The organism is Martinezella lusitana (assembly GCF_016901135.1).
Classification (GTDB): domain Bacteria; phylum Pseudomonadota; class Alphaproteobacteria; order Rhizobiales; family Rhizobiaceae; genus Rhizobium; species Rhizobium lusitanum_D.
The window spans coordinates 161,192-175,977 of sequence record NZ_JAFEVL010000020.1 but is presented as its reverse complement, the minus strand read 5'-3'; the positions used below and the strand labels follow the sequence as shown (position 1 = coordinate 175,977).

Here is a 14,786-nt window from a genome sequence, read left to right as displayed (position 1 = left end):
TTCTTGCAGGGCCGCTTCAAAAAAGCCATCCTGTTGTGAATCAGTTGACACGAATGCTTTATGCCGCCGGCGACTTCGCTGGCCATCCCTTGATGAAAGGCTTTCTAATGCGGCAGAGACTTGCCATCCGTTTCCTCTCGGGCGTAGCCTTGGCGGCGATCCTTTCCGTGTCCGCCCTGAATGGCGCGCGCGCTGAGGACAAACCGGCAGCGCCGGAGATCAACACCCCAGTCGCCTTCGATCCGGAAAATGTCGATACTTTTGCCGGGGCTTTCCTGGCCGCCCGCACAGCCGATGTCGACCACGACTACGACACCGCCATCGCGCTCTACAAAAAGGCGCTGATGATCGAGCCGGGCAATCCGGAAATCCGTCAGCGATTGATGATTTCGCTGCTGCTCAACGGCAATCTTGAAGAAGGCGTGAAATACGCCAACGAGCTGAAGAGCGATCCCTCCGTCGAGCGCGTCACGACGATCGTGCGCGGCATGGACGCCATCCGCCGCCACGAATACCGGAGCGCACAGGACATCCTGAAGTATAACGGTCCGAACGATCTCGACCGGATGATGACCAGCCTGCTCTCCGCCTGGGCCCGCGCTGGCTCCGGCCGCGGCAAGGATGCGATCGCGATGATCGACAAGATGAAGGGCCCCGATTGGTTCAACATCTTCAAGAACTATCATGCCGGCGCCATCGCTCTGACGATAGGCGATTTGAAATCGGCACGCTCGCATCTCAACGACGCCGTCCTCGACAAGACAGGCGGTGCGACGGCTCCCGACACCTTCATGCGCTCCGTCATGGCGCTGGCACGCCTCGAGGCGAAGGCCGGCGACAAGCAGAAGGCTCTCGACGCAATTTCGGTCGGCGACAACCTGGTCAGCAATTATGCGCCGTTGAACGCGCTCCGCGACAGCATCAGCAAGGGCGATACGCCCGACCAGCAGGTAACTGACGCGACGCAGGGTGCAGCGGCCGTGCTGTTCACCATCGGTGCCGCGCTCAACCGTGACGGCGCCGAAGATGTCGTTTCGCTTTATCTGCAAATCGCCAACTCGCTCGATTCGAAGGCCGCCGATACGCTGGTTCTTCTCGGCGGGCTTGCGGAAAAGCAGGAGCAGACCGATCGCGCCATCGCTTTCTACAGGAAGGTGCCGGACAATTCGCCGATGGCCCGCATCTCCGAGCTGCAACTCGGCCTTGCTCTGGCGCAGGCCGGCAAGGTTGACGATGCCCGCAAGCATCTGAAGGCGCTGATCGATTCCGACCCCAACGACGTCCGCAGCTATCTGGCCTATGGCAGCGTCCTTTCCGACGCCAAGGACTTCCAGGCCATGGCCGATAACTACGACAAGGCCGTGCAGATCATCGGACCCGTGCCGAAGCGCAGCGATTGGGCCGTGTTCTTCCAGCGCGGCATCGCCTATGAGCGGCTGAAGAAGTGGGCCGTCGCCGAGCCGAACTTCAAGAAGGCCCTGGAACTGAACCCGGACCAGCCGCAGGTGCTGAACTATCTCGGCTATTCCTGGGTCGACATGAACATGAACCTCGACCAGGGTCTGGACATGATCCGGAAGGCCGTCGACCTCAAGCCGGATGACGGCTACATCGTCGATTCGCTCGGCTGGGCCTATTTCCGCCTCAACCGCTTCGACGATGCGGTGAACGAGCTGGAGCGGGCCGCACAGCTCAAGGCCGGCGATCCCACCATCAATGATCACCTCGGCGATGCCTATTGGCGCGTAAACCGCAAGCTCGAAGCCGTCTACCAGTGGAATCGGGCGCTGGCCTCCAAGCCGGAAGAAGCCGATATTCCGAAGATCAAGGAGAAGGTCGACAAAGGCTTGCCTGCGCTCGACACCGATCCCAAGACGGTCGACAAGACCAAGCAGCCCGATCCGGCACCGGCGCCAGCTCCTGATTCGAACGCGCCGGCTCCGGTCGATAAGAAGTCCTAAGACTTTTCATGAACGCGATCTTGGCAGCGGGCGATTTCGACCTCACGGAGGAAGCGCCCGCAAAGATCAATCTTGCGCTGCATGTCACGGGCCGCCGCGCCGACGGCTATCATCTGCTCGATATGCTGGTGAGCTTTGCCCGTCACGGCGACCGCCTTGCCTTTCGCGCAAGCGAGCATGACGAATTCAGCCTTTCCGGGCGCTTTGCTCCTCTTCTTGCCGCCGACGTGGAGGCGGGAAATAACCTCGTTCTCAAGGCGCGGGATCTGCTGCGGCAGGCCGCAGGCGCGGCGGGGATCGATGCGCCGCCCGTCCATATCCATCTCGAAAAGAACCTGCCGATCGCCTCGGGCATCGGCGGCGGCTCGGCGGATGCGGCCGCGACGCTACGCGGGCTGGTGCGGCTATGGGGTGCAGCACTGCCGGTGGAAACGACAAAGGCAATCGCGCTGAAGCTCGGCGCCGATGTGCCTATGTGCCTTGCAAGCCGGCCACTGGTGGCGCGCGGCATCGGCGAGGCAATCGAACTCCTGCCGGACTTTCCGTCTTTTTCCATGGTTCTCGGCAATCCGCTTGTCGGCGTCTCGACGCCGGAGGTATTCCGCCTGCTTTCCCGTAAGGACAATCCGCCGCTGTTGTTCCCGTCGCGGATGCCGCAAGGGCGCGACGAATGGGTGGAAACGATCCGAAGCCTGCGCAACGACCTCGAGCCGCCGGCGCGAATGATTTGCGGCGAGATTTCAACGCTCGCCGGTTTGATCGGAAGCCAGCATGCTATTGTGACGCGCATGTCCGGCTCCGGGGCCACATGCTTCGGCATCTTCGATACGATCGAGCAGGCAGAGGCTGCGGCCGCCTTGCTTCACAGACAGAGGCCGGACTGGTATTTCCAGGCGACCGAGACGATTGCGGGAGAAGCATGATGGCAGGCCCAGGCACCGAAAGATCCTTCATCCCCGTCGGCATCGCCGTGCTGACCGTCTCCGATACGCGCACGCTTGCCGACGACAAGTCCGGCGATACGCTGGTCGCCCGTATCGCCGAAGCCGGCCACAGGCTTGTCGCCCGCGCCATCGTTCCCGATGACAAGGAGCGCATTCGCGCGCAAGTGGAAGCCTGGACACTTGATGATGCGGTCGACGTCGTGATTACCACCGGCGGCACCGGCTTCACCGGCCGCGACGTCACGCCCGAGGCACTTGAACCCTTGTTCGAAAAGCGGATGGACGGCTTTTCCGAGGTCTTCCATCGCATTTCCTACGACAAGATCGGCACGGCGACGATCCAGTCACGGGCAACCGGCGGTGTCGCCAATGCCACTTTCATCTTCGTGCTACCAGGCTCTCCCGGCGCCTGCAAGGATGCCTGGGACGGCATATTGAAGGCGCAGCTCGACTACCGGCACATGCCCTGCAATTTCGTGGAGATCATGCCGCGCCTCGACGAGCATCTGAAGCGCGGCGGCGGTTCCAAATAGATCCTGCGCGTCCGCAAGGCCTCACAGCCCGCTATGCCTTTGGCCCCGGCAGGGCAGGAATTGATTCCCAAGTATCACCACTGAGAATGATGCAGCTCCGTCCGGAGACGTCGGTGATCATCAGCGTCCAGTTGCCGCTTTCGGCAGCGTAGATTTCAACAATGGTGTTGGGATCGAGCTTGCCGGCAGCCGACAGCTTTTCGGAAAGATGGTCGCCAAGGAACGCGATGATATCAACGCGCTTAGCGCAGGCCAGTGTCGCTTGGGAGGCGGCAACGCCGGGATAGAGAATTGCACTTGCAACGAAGGCTGTTGCCATAAGGCGGTAAAGCATCGTGCGTTTCATAACGCACCTCCTTTCGCCGAAATCTCGGCGGAAAAGGAGAGTTCCGCTGACCAGTTCCGCCGTATATCGGCATCTTCATGGTCGGCCGCCCAACGCGACACGCGAAAGGTGCCGCCACAACAAAATTATGACAGCTATTCCCGGGTTTACAAATGGAATCTGGGAAGATGAGAGCTCTATCGCGCCGCCCGCGCGACCCAGGATGGAATGAGCTCGCTTGAAAGCCTGCGGCTTTTCTGGCCTTTGGCGAATTCCGCCAGCCGCATGCCGGTTCTGGCGGCGGCAATGGCCTGTGGCTTGGAAAGCAGCAATCCCAGCTCCAGGGGCGGCGTGCCGCGGCCGATGCGCTGCAGGAAAGGTCGGCGATAACCGCGCGACGCGGTAAAGCGCGCCGGCACCTTGTTCAGCGAAACATATTCCGCGATCTCGTCGATCCAGCCGGCCTGCGGGCGGGCGCCGGGCTCGACCAGCAGCAGCCATTCGCCGCGGGCCGTGCGCAATATGTCCTTTATATCCCACTGCGAATAGAACCGGCAGCCGGCGGCATCCGCCACCCGTGAGGTGCCGTCCCGCGAGCCGTGATCGAGCACGACGACATCACAAACCAGGCCCTCGATTGCGCCTGCCACCAATGCCGCCAATGTCTGCGCCAGCTCAGGTTCCTGATCCTGACATTCGATGATTACCGTCAACATTGCCCATTTATAGAGCGGCGCACAATTTATTGCCAGCGCATAACCCCTCAAACCCGAAGGTTTAGCGGGAAGGCTTATACACAGCTTCAAAGGTTGCAGCAGACTGCAATTTCGTATTTTGTTCTTGTATTGTTCTCATTTGTCGGATAGGAATTTAATCATCTTAGACGTGGCGTGCGGCGCCACGAACCGCCCTGGAGCTACCGATGAACGAGCAGTCCCTTGCAGGGCAGGCCGCATTCGCGCCTGCCAATACGCCAGACATTGCCAACGCCTTGATCGCCGACGCCGGCCTCAGGGTCGACGTCGAGCGCCGGCGCGGACGCGGCGCCGGATTGAATCCGAGTGGCCGGTTCGAAGCTCGGCAGCGCGAGACCTTCGATGACGGATGGCAGACCCTGGAGGAGCTTCCGCCCTTCAAAACCGAGGTGCAGGTGGAAAAGCCGCGCACCGCCATCACGCGCAACGAATCGCCCGATATTCCCTTCGATCGTTCCATCAATCCCTATCGCGGCTGCGAGCATGGCTGCATCTACTGCTTCGCGCGGCCGACGCATGCCTATATGGGCCTGTCGCCGGGGCTGGACTTCGAAGCCAAGCTGTTTGCCAAGCCGGATGCGGCAAAGCTTTTGGAACGCGAGCTGGCAAAGCCCGGCTACAAGCCGCGCGTCATCGCCATCGGCACCAACACAGATCCCTATCAGCCGATCGAGAAGGAATGGCGGATCATGCGCCAGATCCTCGAAGTACTGAGCAGGGCGAACCATCCGGTTGCCATCGTCACCAAATCGGCGCTGGTCATGCGCGATATCGACATTCTCAAGGACATGGCCGCCAGGAACCTGGTGCGGGTGGGACTGTCGGTGACGACGCTCGACCGGAAGCTGGCGCGTACCATGGAACCGCGCGCCGCGACACCGCCGCGGCGGCTGGAGGCGATCCAGGCCCTGAGCGAGGCCGGTATCCGCACCTCGATCATGGTGGCGCCGATCATTCCGGCTCTTAACGACCATGAGATCGAGCGCATCCTCGATGCCGGCAAGGCTGCCGGCGCACTGGAAGCAAGCTATGTGATCCTGCGGCTGCCGCTGGAAGTGAGCCCGCTGTTTCGCGACTGGCTGCTGCAGCACTATCCGGATCGCTACCGCCACGTCATGTCGCTGATCCGCTCGATGCGCGGCGGCAAGGATTACGATGCGGAGTTCGGCAAACGCATGAAGGGTGCCGGACCCTATGCCTGGCAGATCAGCCGCCGCTTCGAAATGGCAACGCGACGGCTCGAACTTACCCGGCGCAATATCGCTCTGCGCGACGACCTGTTCGTGCCGCCTGATGGCAGCGGCGTCCAGCTGTCGCTGCTCTGACCTTTCCTCGCGGGTTTTTCCCTGTGCCCGCTGGAAGAGAGCCCCCCAGGTTCGCCGCCCTGATCCACCGGGGGCTTGCAGGAGATCGGGTGGTGTGCGAGCTTCGCCGCATGCCACGCAGCACATCACCCGATTCTCCCATGCTTTTCGACGAAGCGCCGATCATTCCGACCTTCGAGCTGGAACTGATCGCCCGCCGCGCCGGACACTGGCCAGTCGCGGGCGCCGATGAGGCAGGCCGTGGACCTCTGGCAGGACCTGTCGTCGCAGCAGCCGTTATCCTTGATCCCGAGCGAATCCCGCAGGGGCTGAACGACTCCAAGCAGCTCACCGCCGCTAGGCGAGAAGCGCTGTTTGTCGAAATCCTCGCGACGGCAACCGTCTCCATTGCTTCCTCGAGTGCTACACGCATCGACACGACGGATATTCGCAAGGCAAGCCTCGACGCGATGCGCCGGGCCATTTGCGGTCTGGCGATGCCGGCAAGCTATGTATTGACGGATGGTCTCGACGTGCCAGCGGGCCTTGCCTGCCCCGGAAAGGCCGTGGTCAAGGGCGATGCGCGCTCCTTCTCGATCGCCGCCGCTTCGATCGTCGCCAAGGTGACGCGCGACCGGATGATGACCCGGGCAGGTGCTGTCTTTCCCGCCTATGGCTTCGCAGCTCATGCCGGCTATGGAACGGCACAGCATCGCGCCGGTATCGAGCAGCATGGGCCGTGCTCGCTGCACCGCATGACCTTTCGGCCTCTGAAGAAAGAAGCCGTCTGAGACAGCAGCGTGTCGCTACCTTCTCTCACTCGGCCAGCCCTGCCATGATCTCCGCCGACCATTGGGTGACGTAGGCTATGTCCAGACGATAAATTTGGTCATGCCCATCCTGCAGGTTCCGGCGGTATCGCTCGACGCCGCACTCCGCCTGCTTCTCCATGAATGTCAGCAACGCTTCGAGCCGTTCGACGACGGTATCGGGCAGAGACCGGCGTTCTGCAGCCGACATCCCATAGGCATCGGCAAAGATGCGGGCACGCCGGATCTGGTTGTCCAGCCCATCCAAGCCTTCCACCCCGATGCCTAAGGACAGCGGCGCCCAGCGATAGACGGCATAGGCCAGATCCCAGCACCGAGGGCCGGGATGAGCCGTCTCGAAGTCGATGATGCCAGTCACCCTGCCGTCATTCAGCACGACATTATAGGGTGCGAAATCCCCATGGCAGATGACTTCGCCTGGCGTGCGGGATGGCAGCTGCCATGTGTAGTTTGGTGCGAGGTCCTGCAGGAACAGCGCGGAACAATCGTGAAAGCGACGGAGGAGTGATGCTGCCGACCGCAAGGCCAGTTCGGAGCGCATTTCGACGTTGTCATCGAGATCGCCGGTGGTTCCGGGCAGATAGGTGACCTTCTCCCAGACCGCATCAAATCCAGCCGGCAGCGGAGCCGCAGCGAAGTCATGTCGCCGCAAGGCGGCCAGCAGGGCATGAACGCTTGATGTCCATGGGCGAACCGGCCGCAGGATGTGATCGCCCTGACGAAACGGTTCCTCACTGTCCAACATCTGCATCTACCCTCCCCGCGCGCTCAAATGATCTAGATGCGGAAGGCGGTCTTAGTCAAACACCGGGAAGACAGGAGGCAGAAACAAAAAAGCCCCGCCGAAGCGGGGCTCTTTTGAATTTCGATCTCTCGGGCTCAGTTCAGCCGGGTCTTCACTTCATTGACTGCGTCGTTGAAGAGGCCCGATTGAACGCTTCCACCGGTCTTCTGCGCAAGCACGGATTCAGCAGCGGCAATTGCCAGGTCGACGGCAGCGGAACGAACCGCCTTCATCGCATCGACTTCCGCCTGCTTGATCTTCTGCTCGGACAGCGCCGTGCGGTTGGCGACGAATTCCTCCGTCTTCTTGCGGGCTTCCGACGTCAGCATTTGAGCTTCACGCTCGGCAGCCGCAACGATGTTCGCCGCATCTGCTTCAGCTTCCTTACGCTTGCGCTGGTATTCGGCCAGCAGGTGCTGGGCCTCTTCGCGCAGGCGCTTTGCTTCTGCCAGTTCGTTGCGGATCTGATCGGCACGGTCGTCCAGCGACTTCGCCATCATGCCCGGAACCTTCAGATAGACGATCAGGCCGATGAAGATGAGAAGCGCGACAAAAGCGAAGAAAGTTTCATCAAGAGCAAATGTCATGGATCAACCCTCCCGCTTGGCGGATGCTGCGGCAACGGCCGAAGCGACATCAGCCTTGCCGGCGACGTTGCCGACCAGCTGCTCGACGACGGCAGCAGCCGTCTCTTCCGCGATCGCTCCGACATCGCCGAAAGCCTTTTGCTTGATCTCGCCAATGCGAGCCTCAGCGGCCTTGAGCTTCTCGGAAAGGCTTGCTTCGATTGCCTTGCGATCTTCCTCGGCCTTTGCCTTGGCGGCATCGCGGGCGGTGGCGCCGATCGAATTTGCCTTGGCGCGCGCAGCGGCCAATTCGCTTTCGTAGGTCGCGACAGCAGCGTCGGCTTCAGCCTTCAGACGCGAGGCTTCCTCGATATCCTGGGCGATACGGTCATGCCGGCTCTCCAGGATACTGCCAACGCGCGGAATGACGATCTTCTGCATGGCCACGTAGAAGATAACGAAGGTGATCACCAGCCAAAGCAGCTGTGACGCGTAGGTCGTATGGTCGAACGGCGGGAATACGCCGGCGTGATGGCCCTGCTCGGGCGCACCCGTTTCCGTGTGCACCTCGCCGGCGGCCGGCGGTGCTTCGTCAGCGTATGCCGGGGTCACAAACATGCTCACCTCCAGGTGGTCTGCAAATACAAAGAATCACGGCTCGCAGCTCGCGAACCGTGATCTATGACGCCGCTGATATCAGACGGCGAAGAGCAGGAGGAGAGCGATGAGCAGCGAGAAGATGCCCAGAGCTTCCGTAACGGCGAAGCCGAATACCAGACGGCCGAACTGGCTGTCAGCGGCAGACGGATTGCGCAGTGCGCCGGACAGGTAGCTGCCGAAGATATTGCCGAGGCCAAGAGCCGTGCCGGCCATACCAAAGCAAGCCAAACCTGCGCCGATGAACTTTGCTGCTTCCGCGTCCATGTTGAACTCCTTTGAAATGGTTGTGCGGTGAATGACTGACGCCCTTAGACGCCAATGTCTTTATCCTTAGTGGCCACCCGGGTGGATTGCGTCGTTGAGGTACATGCAAGTCAGTACCGCAAAGACGTAAGCCTGAAGGAAGGCGACTAGGAATTCGAGACCGGTGAGGGCGACGGTCATGATGAGGGGAAGAATGGCGCCACCGATGCCAAGCGCGCCAAGAGCTCCGAGCGAGGCGACGAAGCCTGCGAACACCTTGAGCGTGATATGGCCGGCGAGCATGTTGGCGAAAAGACGAACGGAGAGCGAAATCGGCCGGGACAGGAAGGAGATGATCTCGATGATCACCACCAGCGGCAGAAGAATGCCCGGGACGCCCTGCGGCACGAAGAGCTTGAGGAAGCCGAAACCGTGCTTGATGAAACCGTAGATAATGACCGTCAGGATGACCAGGAGCGCCAGCGCGAAGGTGACGATGATCTGGCTGGTGATGGTGTAGAAATAAGGAACCATGCCGAGCAGATTGGCCGTCAGCACGAACATGAAGAGCGAGAAGACCAGCGGGAAGAACTTCATTCCCTTCGTCCCCGCCCCTTCCTTCAACATGGAGGCGATGAACTCGTAGGCCATTTCCGCCACGGACTGAGCCCGCGTCGGAATGACGCCGCGCGGCGCGCTGGCATAATACAGGAAGCCGGCAGAGAGCACTGCGGAGGCGACCATGAACAAGGAAGCGTTGGTGAACGAAAAATCAATTCCACCGATATCGATCGGGATAATCTTGAAGATCAGGAACTGATGGGTAGGTCCGTTTGCCACCGCTTGTTCTCTTTCATTTTTCCGCTCTGCCGAACGGATGCCTCTTACTTGGAAACAGCGCCCCCGGCGTTGTTTCCGCTCATTTCTTATCTGGCCCACGCTCCTCGAGCCCCGGTGTCGCCACCTTGCCCGCGGAGCGCAGCACATTCAGCACGCCGGCACAAAATCCGAGAAGCAGCAAAATAATCATGCCCCACGGCGCCGTACCGACAAAACGGTCGAAGACATAGCCCAGAACAGCGCCCACGATGATGGCAGCAATGAATTCACTGGAAAGCTTCATCGCCTGAGCGTAGCCCTTGCGGCTTACCTCGGCGCGAACCTCCCCCGATTCATCCTCTCTCACCGCAGCGCGCTTGCTTGCCAGTTCGGCTCCCAGCTCCGCACGCCGCTTTTCCAGACTTTCGTCGCGATCATCCGTCATGGTGACATCCTCCCATTTTCGTTGCGCGTATCCCATTTCCCCGGTCAACGCGTAAACGAACGGCAGGTTTCGCCACCTTTCGGCCCGTTTTGAAGTCGCGCGCAACATAGTTTTAGGAAAAAGCATAGTCAAGGCGTAGACACCATCTGTCCAGCCATTAATTAGCCCAATTAAATCATGAGTTTACGCTAAAGAAGCCTTGCCGGGCGGAAACTGAGCCGAAGAATCCTCTTCAGCCCGCAGTTTCTTGTGGCTTTTTTGCCAGCCATGAGGCTTCAAGGCGCCTCAATTCACCGGCACGATCGCGTCAGCTCCATCCGCCGCCATAGGTGCGATAGAAGATGTGCATGCCGATGCGGCCGACCTTCACCATGTATGCCGCCCATTTCGGCCTGACATAAACAGCATGATAGTGGGTGGCTGAGCCGACTTCCGGAAGCCAGATCTTGCCGGCGGTCACGGCCATGGCAACCTGACGGGCGATGCGCCAATGCTCCGGTGAGTTGACCCGGTCCTTGACGCTGTCGCAGGCAAAGGAGAACTGGCAGGCATTGTGCCAGTCATCATTCTGGTAGACGACGCCGCAGATGGTCTTGGGGTAGGCCGGATTGCGGACGCGATTGAGAATGACCTGGGCGACGGCCGCCTGCCCTTTGACCGATTCCCCGCGCGCCTCGAAATAGATGCCCGTGGCGAGGCATTGCTGCTCATCGGAGGAGAATACCGAAGGCGGCAGGACATTGGCGGCCCAGGGATGATCCTTCGGCCCAATCTGCGGCACGAAACGGCCCTCGCCATCCTGATCCTTGGCAAGGATGGAATCGAAAGGCGAAGTCCGGGCATAGTCCGGCGCCGGCGACGCATAGGCGGCGGCCAAAACATCGGCATTCTGATTGGTGACCAGGCTCGCCAGATAGGTCGGCACACCGTCGTCCGGCTGCGGCGGCTGCTTCTTGTAGAAGGCGGTGGCAATCTGGATCTCCTTGCCGCCGAGTTTCGGCTTCAGGAACGCGGTCCGCTCGCCGGTGTCCGATTCCTGCCGAAACAGCATGCTTTGCCGCTGCAGCACAGAGCCTGCGGAAAAATCCTTCGGCGGCAACATCGGCGCGACGGAAACCACCCGGCCCTTCTTGTCCCGACGATTGATGCGCTCCTCATCCGGCCGGGGATCGCTGCCCTTCTGCTCGGAAAGGAAGGCTACGCGGCGGCCATCGGGCATCACGAGACCGCCATCGCCAACGGCCGCCGCCGTCTTTGCATCGCCGAAGGCCAGTTCTGCCTGGTGGGTGGAGCCCGCCGGCGAGTTGGTGATCACCATGCGCCAGTTGCTGCCCTCCCTGTCGATACCCGAAAGCAGGCCGGCGAGATCGGCGTAGGCAGCCGTCGATGGAAAGATCAGCCAGGCGCAAAGCCCGAAGACGGCTGGAGATATCCAATTTTTTGGAAGAAACCGCAATTTTCGGCTGATATGAGGCGGACGAGACAACACCGGACTCCAAACGGCACTCGGAACTAAGAGCCGGAATAATCTCCCATTAACCTTGATGGATGGTTAATTCGCGCAAAGGCGCGCTCATCAATGGGAAAGCGAAAGCCTGAAAGAAAAAGGCCCGGCGGATATCCACCAGGCCTTTGACAAAATAGCGATAGCATCTGCCTCAGATGATGACGTGCGAGCCCAGTTCCACCACGCGGTTGGCCGGCAGGCGGAAGTAGTCCGACGGGTCGGTCGCGGCGTTGGCAAGCGCGATATAGAGCCGATCCTGCCAGTGCGGCATGCCCGACTTGGCATCGGGCACCAGCTTGCGGCGCCCGAGATAGAAGGAGGTCGACATGATGTCGAACTTCAGGCCCGTCTTGCGCAGGGTCGCGAGCGCCTGCGAGACGTTCTGCGATTCCATGAAGCCGAAACGCAGCTCGACACGCGAGAAGCGGTCGGAGACCTTCTCGACCGAGTAGCGGTCTTCCTGGGCGACGCGCGGCTTGTTGATGGTGCGGATCGTCAGGATGACGTTCTTGTCGTGCAGGACGTGATTATGCTTCAGATTGTGGAGCAGCGCGGCAGGCGCGGATTCCGGGTCGCTGGTCAGGAAGATCGCCGTGCCCGGCACGTGCGCCGGCGAATGATCGCTCTTGCGCTCGATCGAGCTGACGAAGGATGACAGCGGGATATCGGTATGCCGCGTCTTTTCCATGAGGATCGCGGTGCCGCGACGCCAGGTCCACATGATCACCGTGAAGGCGGTTGCGATCAGCACCGGTACATAGCCGCCATCGTGGATCTTCAGCAGGTTGGCGCCAAGGAAGACGAATTCCAGCAGCACCAGCGGCGCCAGCACGGCGATAGCCATGGGCAGCGTCCAATTCCAGCGAACGCGGACGAACTCGAAAGCCATGATCGAGGTGACGACCATCGCACCGGTGACCGAGATACCGTAGGCCGTCGCCAGGGCATCCGAGGTCTTGAAGCTCAGCACCAGGAAGATGACGCCGAAGAACAGGACGGCGTTGACCGACGGCAGGAAGATCTGGCCGGTATTGGTCTCGGAGGTGAAGAGGATTTCCATGCGCGGCAGGAAGCCCAGGTGGATCGCCTGACGCGTGAGCGAAAAAGCGCCTGTTATAACAGCCTGACTGGCGATGATCGTCGCCATGGTGGCGAGGATGACCACCGGCAGGATGGCCCAGCGCGGATACATCAGGAAGAAGGGATCCGACATGGCAAGCGGTTCGCGCAGCACCAAAGCGCCCTGGCCGAAATAGTTCAGCGTCAGCGACGGAAACACCAGCGCGAACCAGGCCCACTGGATCGGCCGGCGGCCGAAATGGCCGAGGTCGGCGTACAGCGCTTCCGCGCCCGTCACGGTCAGGAAGACCGCGCCGAGCACGACCACGCCAAGAAAGCCCTCCTTGATGAGGAAGTTCACCGCATACCAGGGATTGAGGGCCGCGAGAATGCCGAAGTCATCGGAGATGTGCATGATGCCGACGACGCCCATCATGATGAACCAGAGCGCCGTGATCGGGCCGAAGAAGCGGGCGACGGCGCCGGTGCCATGCGACTGGATCGCAAAGAGCAGCGCCAGAATCGCAACCGATATGGGCACGATATAGGCCGACAGCTGCGGCGTCACCAGCTTCAGACCCTCTACGGCGGAAAGCACCGAGAGCGCCGGAGTGATCATCGCGTCGCCGAGAAAAAGTGCGGCACCCAGCAATCCGAGCAGCATCAGGATGGCGGTATGGCCATTTGCCGTCTTCATCAACAGCGCCAGGAGCGACAGCGTGCCGCCTTCGCCGTCATTGTCGGCGCGCAGCAGAAAAAGGACATATTTGATCGTGACGATGATGGTCAGCGCCCAGAACATCAGCGAGACGACGCTGATCACTTCGTTGCGCGTCAGGCCATCGACGGCCACCGGTTTCAGTGCCTCGCGAAAGGCATAGAGCGGGCTCGTGCCGATGTCACCATAGACCACGCCGACCGATCCGAGGGCGAGGTAGGCAAGCTTACGAGGGTTCATTTTCCCATCGGGAGAATGATCGGTTTGGTTAGACATTCAGGACCACTAGACTCTCAGAGCCAGCCTTTCCAGCGAAAAAAGAAAAACGGGACGATGGCGGATACGACCATCAGCAGCAACGAGGCCGGGTATCCGAAGGCGAAATGCAGTTCGGGCATAAGCTCGAAATTCATGCCATAGACGGATGCCACGAGCGTCGGCGGCAGAAACACAACAGATGCTATCGAGAAGATCTTGATGATGGTGTTCTGCTCGATATTGATCAGTCCGAGCGATGCATCCAGCAGGAACGTAATGTTCCCTGCGACGAAAGATGCATGCTCCGACAGGGATTGCACATCCCGCGAGACATTGCGGCACAATTCCTTGGCCTCATGGTCCTGCTGCATGGCGGATATGGTATGAAGGAAGGTCAGCAGCCGCGACAAAGAACTCAGGCTGTCACGCACCTTGCTGATGGTACGATGGTAGCCCGCAATGTCCTTGAGCTTCTCTTCCAGATAGTTTGCAGGGCGGCGGATCTTCTTGACGCGATCGCCGAACACATGCGCCGACAATATATCGATACCGGAGACCGTCTGTTCAAGGACCTCCGCGGTACGGTCGACGATCGTTTCCAAAAGCATGGTCAGGAGCGCGATACCGGTACGCCGCTCCTGGGGAATGCGCGGCAGAGCCGCGATGAACAGTGCGAAGGATTTCGGCTGCGCATAACGGATCGTCACCAGCCGATGTCCCGTCAGGATGAAGGCGACGTCGGTCAGCATCGGCAGATTGGTATCGGCCTTCCACAATAGCGAGGCCGTCAGAAAAACCGAGCCGTTCTCGACATAGAGCCGGCTCGACGGCTCGATATCCTTCATGTCCTCTCGCGTCGGCACTTCGAGCCCAAGCAGGCGCTCGATGTTGGCTTCTTCCTCGCGCGTGGGATCGACCATGTCAATCCAGATCACATTGTCGGGCAAGTGAGCGGCAGCCGAAAGGTCGGAAAGCACAAGTGGCTTTGAATCTGAGCAATGGGCAGTTATCAACTGCTGGCTCCCAGAGCAGCGGAGACAAAGCTACAGCCAAGGCGTTTTGCACGCACTCGCCG

General features: G+C 60.5%; 16 protein-coding genes. 5 read left to right on the top strand and 11 right to left on the bottom strand.

The genetic code is table 11. The annotated features are described in order from the left end of the window. Positions 1–107 precede the first annotated feature (107 nt). From JTP94_RS07980 to moaB, 3 genes are read left to right on the top strand one after another with little or no spacing between them, the layout of a single operon-like run. Positions 108–1,961, top strand: coding sequence for a tetratricopeptide repeat protein (locus JTP94_RS07980; protein ID WP_204849990.1), 1,854 nt, complete (start codon positions 108–110; stop codon positions 1,959–1,961). A gap of 8 nt (positions 1,962–1,969) precedes the next feature. After that, positions 1,970–2,884, top strand: a complete 915-nt coding sequence (locus JTP94_RS07975; protein WP_204849989.1) for a 4-(cytidine 5'-diphospho)-2-C-methyl-D-erythritol kinase — start codon at positions 1,970–1,972, stop codon at positions 2,882–2,884. Beyond that, positions 2,884–3,438, top strand: a complete 555-nt coding sequence (moaB, locus tag JTP94_RS07970; protein WP_204849988.1) for a molybdenum cofactor biosynthesis protein B — start codon at positions 2,884–2,886, stop codon at positions 3,436–3,438. Before JTP94_RS07975 ends, moaB begins: the two co-directional genes overlap by 1 nt. Before the next feature lie 31 nt (positions 3,439–3,469). Here the strand turns inward: moaB and JTP94_RS07965 are convergent, their stop codons facing one another. Both JTP94_RS07965 and JTP94_RS07960 read right to left on the bottom strand, forming a co-directional pair. Continuing rightward, complete coding sequence (locus tag JTP94_RS07965) at positions 3,470–3,784, bottom strand: hypothetical protein (RefSeq protein ID WP_204849987.1); 315 nt, start codon at positions 3,782–3,784, stop codon at positions 3,470–3,472. A gap of 176 nt (positions 3,785–3,960) precedes the next feature. Continuing rightward, positions 3,961–4,479, bottom strand: coding sequence for a glycosyl transferase (locus JTP94_RS07960; RefSeq protein WP_204849986.1), 519 nt, complete (start codon positions 4,477–4,479; stop codon positions 3,961–3,963). Positions 4,480–4,685: 206 nt separating this feature from the next. Here JTP94_RS07960 and JTP94_RS07955 point away from each other — a divergent pair, with 206 nt between their 5' ends. Beyond that, on the top strand, positions 4,686–5,843 hold the full coding sequence (locus JTP94_RS07955) for a PA0069 family radical SAM protein (protein ID WP_204849985.1): 1,158 nt from the start codon (positions 4,686–4,688) through the stop codon (positions 5,841–5,843). A gap of 110 nt (positions 5,844–5,953) precedes the next feature. After that, the gene (locus tag JTP94_RS07950; RefSeq protein WP_204849984.1) at positions 5,954–6,613 is read left to right on the top strand and encodes a ribonuclease HII; all 660 of its coding nucleotides are present in this window, start codon (positions 5,954–5,956) and stop codon (positions 6,611–6,613) included. Positions 6,614–6,638: 25 nt separating this feature from the next. On the opposite strand, the gene JTP94_RS07945 is transcribed toward JTP94_RS07950, so the two are convergent. The 9 genes from JTP94_RS07945 to JTP94_RS07905 all read right to left on the bottom strand — a co-directional run bounded on the left by JTP94_RS07945 (position 6,639) and on the right by JTP94_RS07905 (position 14,724). Then, positions 6,639–7,403, bottom strand: coding sequence for a phosphotransferase enzyme family protein (locus JTP94_RS07945; protein WP_246754725.1), 765 nt, complete (start codon positions 7,401–7,403; stop codon positions 6,639–6,641). Between the two features lie 128 nt (positions 7,404–7,531). Further along, positions 7,532–8,023, bottom strand: a complete 492-nt coding sequence (locus tag JTP94_RS07940) for a F0F1 ATP synthase subunit B (protein ID WP_204849983.1) — start codon at positions 8,021–8,023, stop codon at positions 7,532–7,534. Between the two features lie 3 nt (positions 8,024–8,026). Further along, positions 8,027–8,620: a F0F1 ATP synthase subunit B gene (locus JTP94_RS07935; RefSeq protein WP_204849982.1), complete on the bottom strand. Its 594-nt coding sequence runs from the start codon at positions 8,618–8,620 to the stop codon at positions 8,027–8,029. A gap of 78 nt (positions 8,621–8,698) precedes the next feature. Next, on the bottom strand, positions 8,699–8,926 hold the full coding sequence (locus JTP94_RS07930; RefSeq protein ID WP_004109844.1) for a F0F1 ATP synthase subunit C: 228 nt from the start codon (positions 8,924–8,926) through the stop codon (positions 8,699–8,701). A gap of 66 nt (positions 8,927–8,992) precedes the next feature. Further along, the gene (locus JTP94_RS07925; protein ID WP_034508423.1) at positions 8,993–9,745 is read right to left on the bottom strand and encodes a F0F1 ATP synthase subunit A; all 753 of its coding nucleotides are present in this window, start codon (positions 9,743–9,745) and stop codon (positions 8,993–8,995) included. 79 nt (positions 9,746–9,824) lie between these two features. Beyond that, a complete protein-coding gene (locus JTP94_RS07920) occupies positions 9,825–10,169 on the bottom strand; it encodes an AtpZ/AtpI family protein (RefSeq protein ID WP_204849981.1) in 345 nt (114 codons plus the stop codon). Positions 10,170–10,476: 307 nt separating this feature from the next. Then, the gene (locus JTP94_RS07915; RefSeq protein ID WP_409456594.1) at positions 10,477–11,658 is read right to left on the bottom strand and encodes a cell wall hydrolase; all 1,182 of its coding nucleotides are present in this window, start codon (positions 11,656–11,658) and stop codon (positions 10,477–10,479) included. A 169-nt stretch (positions 11,659–11,827) separates the two neighbouring features. Then, positions 11,828–13,693, bottom strand: a complete 1,866-nt coding sequence (locus tag JTP94_RS07910) for a potassium transporter Kup (protein WP_409456593.1) — start codon at positions 13,691–13,693, stop codon at positions 11,828–11,830. Positions 13,694–13,746: 53 nt separating this feature from the next. Then, the gene (locus JTP94_RS07905) at positions 13,747–14,724 is read right to left on the bottom strand and encodes a magnesium transporter CorA family protein (RefSeq protein WP_204849978.1); all 978 of its coding nucleotides are present in this window, start codon (positions 14,722–14,724) and stop codon (positions 13,747–13,749) included. Positions 14,725–14,786: the final 62 nt, after the last annotated feature.

What these genes read in the sequence shown, in the direction of transcription:
- JTP94_RS07980 (WP_204849990.1), top strand. Translation starts at nt 108, where the DNA reads ATGCGGCAGAGACTTGCCATCCGTTTCCTCTCGGGCGTAGCCTTGGCG.
- JTP94_RS07975 (WP_204849989.1), top strand. Translation starts at nt 1,970, where the DNA reads ATGAACGCGATCTTGGCAGCGGGCGATTTCGACCTCACGGAGGAAGCG.
- moaB (WP_204849988.1), top strand. Translation starts at nt 2,884, where the DNA reads ATGGCAGGCCCAGGCACCGAAAGATCCTTCATCCCCGTCGGCATCGCC.
- JTP94_RS07965 (WP_204849987.1), bottom strand. Translation starts at nt 3,784, where the DNA reads ATGAAACGCACGATGCTTTACCGCCTTATGGCAACAGCCTTCGTTGCA.
- JTP94_RS07960 (WP_204849986.1), bottom strand. Translation starts at nt 4,479, where the DNA reads ATGTTGACGGTAATCATCGAATGTCAGGATCAGGAACCTGAGCTGGCG.
- JTP94_RS07955 (WP_204849985.1), top strand. Translation starts at nt 4,686, where the DNA reads ATGAACGAGCAGTCCCTTGCAGGGCAGGCCGCATTCGCGCCTGCCAAT.
- JTP94_RS07950 (WP_204849984.1), top strand. Translation starts at nt 5,954, where the DNA reads ATGCCACGCAGCACATCACCCGATTCTCCCATGCTTTTCGACGAAGCG.
- JTP94_RS07945 (WP_246754725.1), bottom strand. Translation starts at nt 7,403, where the DNA reads ATGCAGATGTTGGACAGTGAGGAACCGTTTCGTCAGGGCGATCACATC.
- JTP94_RS07940 (WP_204849983.1), bottom strand. Translation starts at nt 8,023, where the DNA reads ATGACATTTGCTCTTGATGAAACTTTCTTCGCTTTTGTCGCGCTTCTC.
- JTP94_RS07935 (WP_204849982.1), bottom strand. Translation starts at nt 8,620, where the DNA reads ATGTTTGTGACCCCGGCATACGCTGACGAAGCACCGCCGGCCGCCGGC.
- JTP94_RS07930 (WP_004109844.1), bottom strand. Translation starts at nt 8,926, where the DNA reads ATGGACGCGGAAGCAGCAAAGTTCATCGGCGCAGGTTTGGCTTGCTTT.
- JTP94_RS07920 (WP_204849981.1), bottom strand. Translation starts at nt 10,169, where the DNA reads ATGACGGATGATCGCGACGAAAGTCTGGAAAAGCGGCGTGCGGAGCTG.
- JTP94_RS07910 (WP_409456593.1), bottom strand. Translation starts at nt 13,693, where the DNA reads ATGAACCCTCGTAAGCTTGCCTACCTCGCCCTCGGATCGGTCGGCGTG.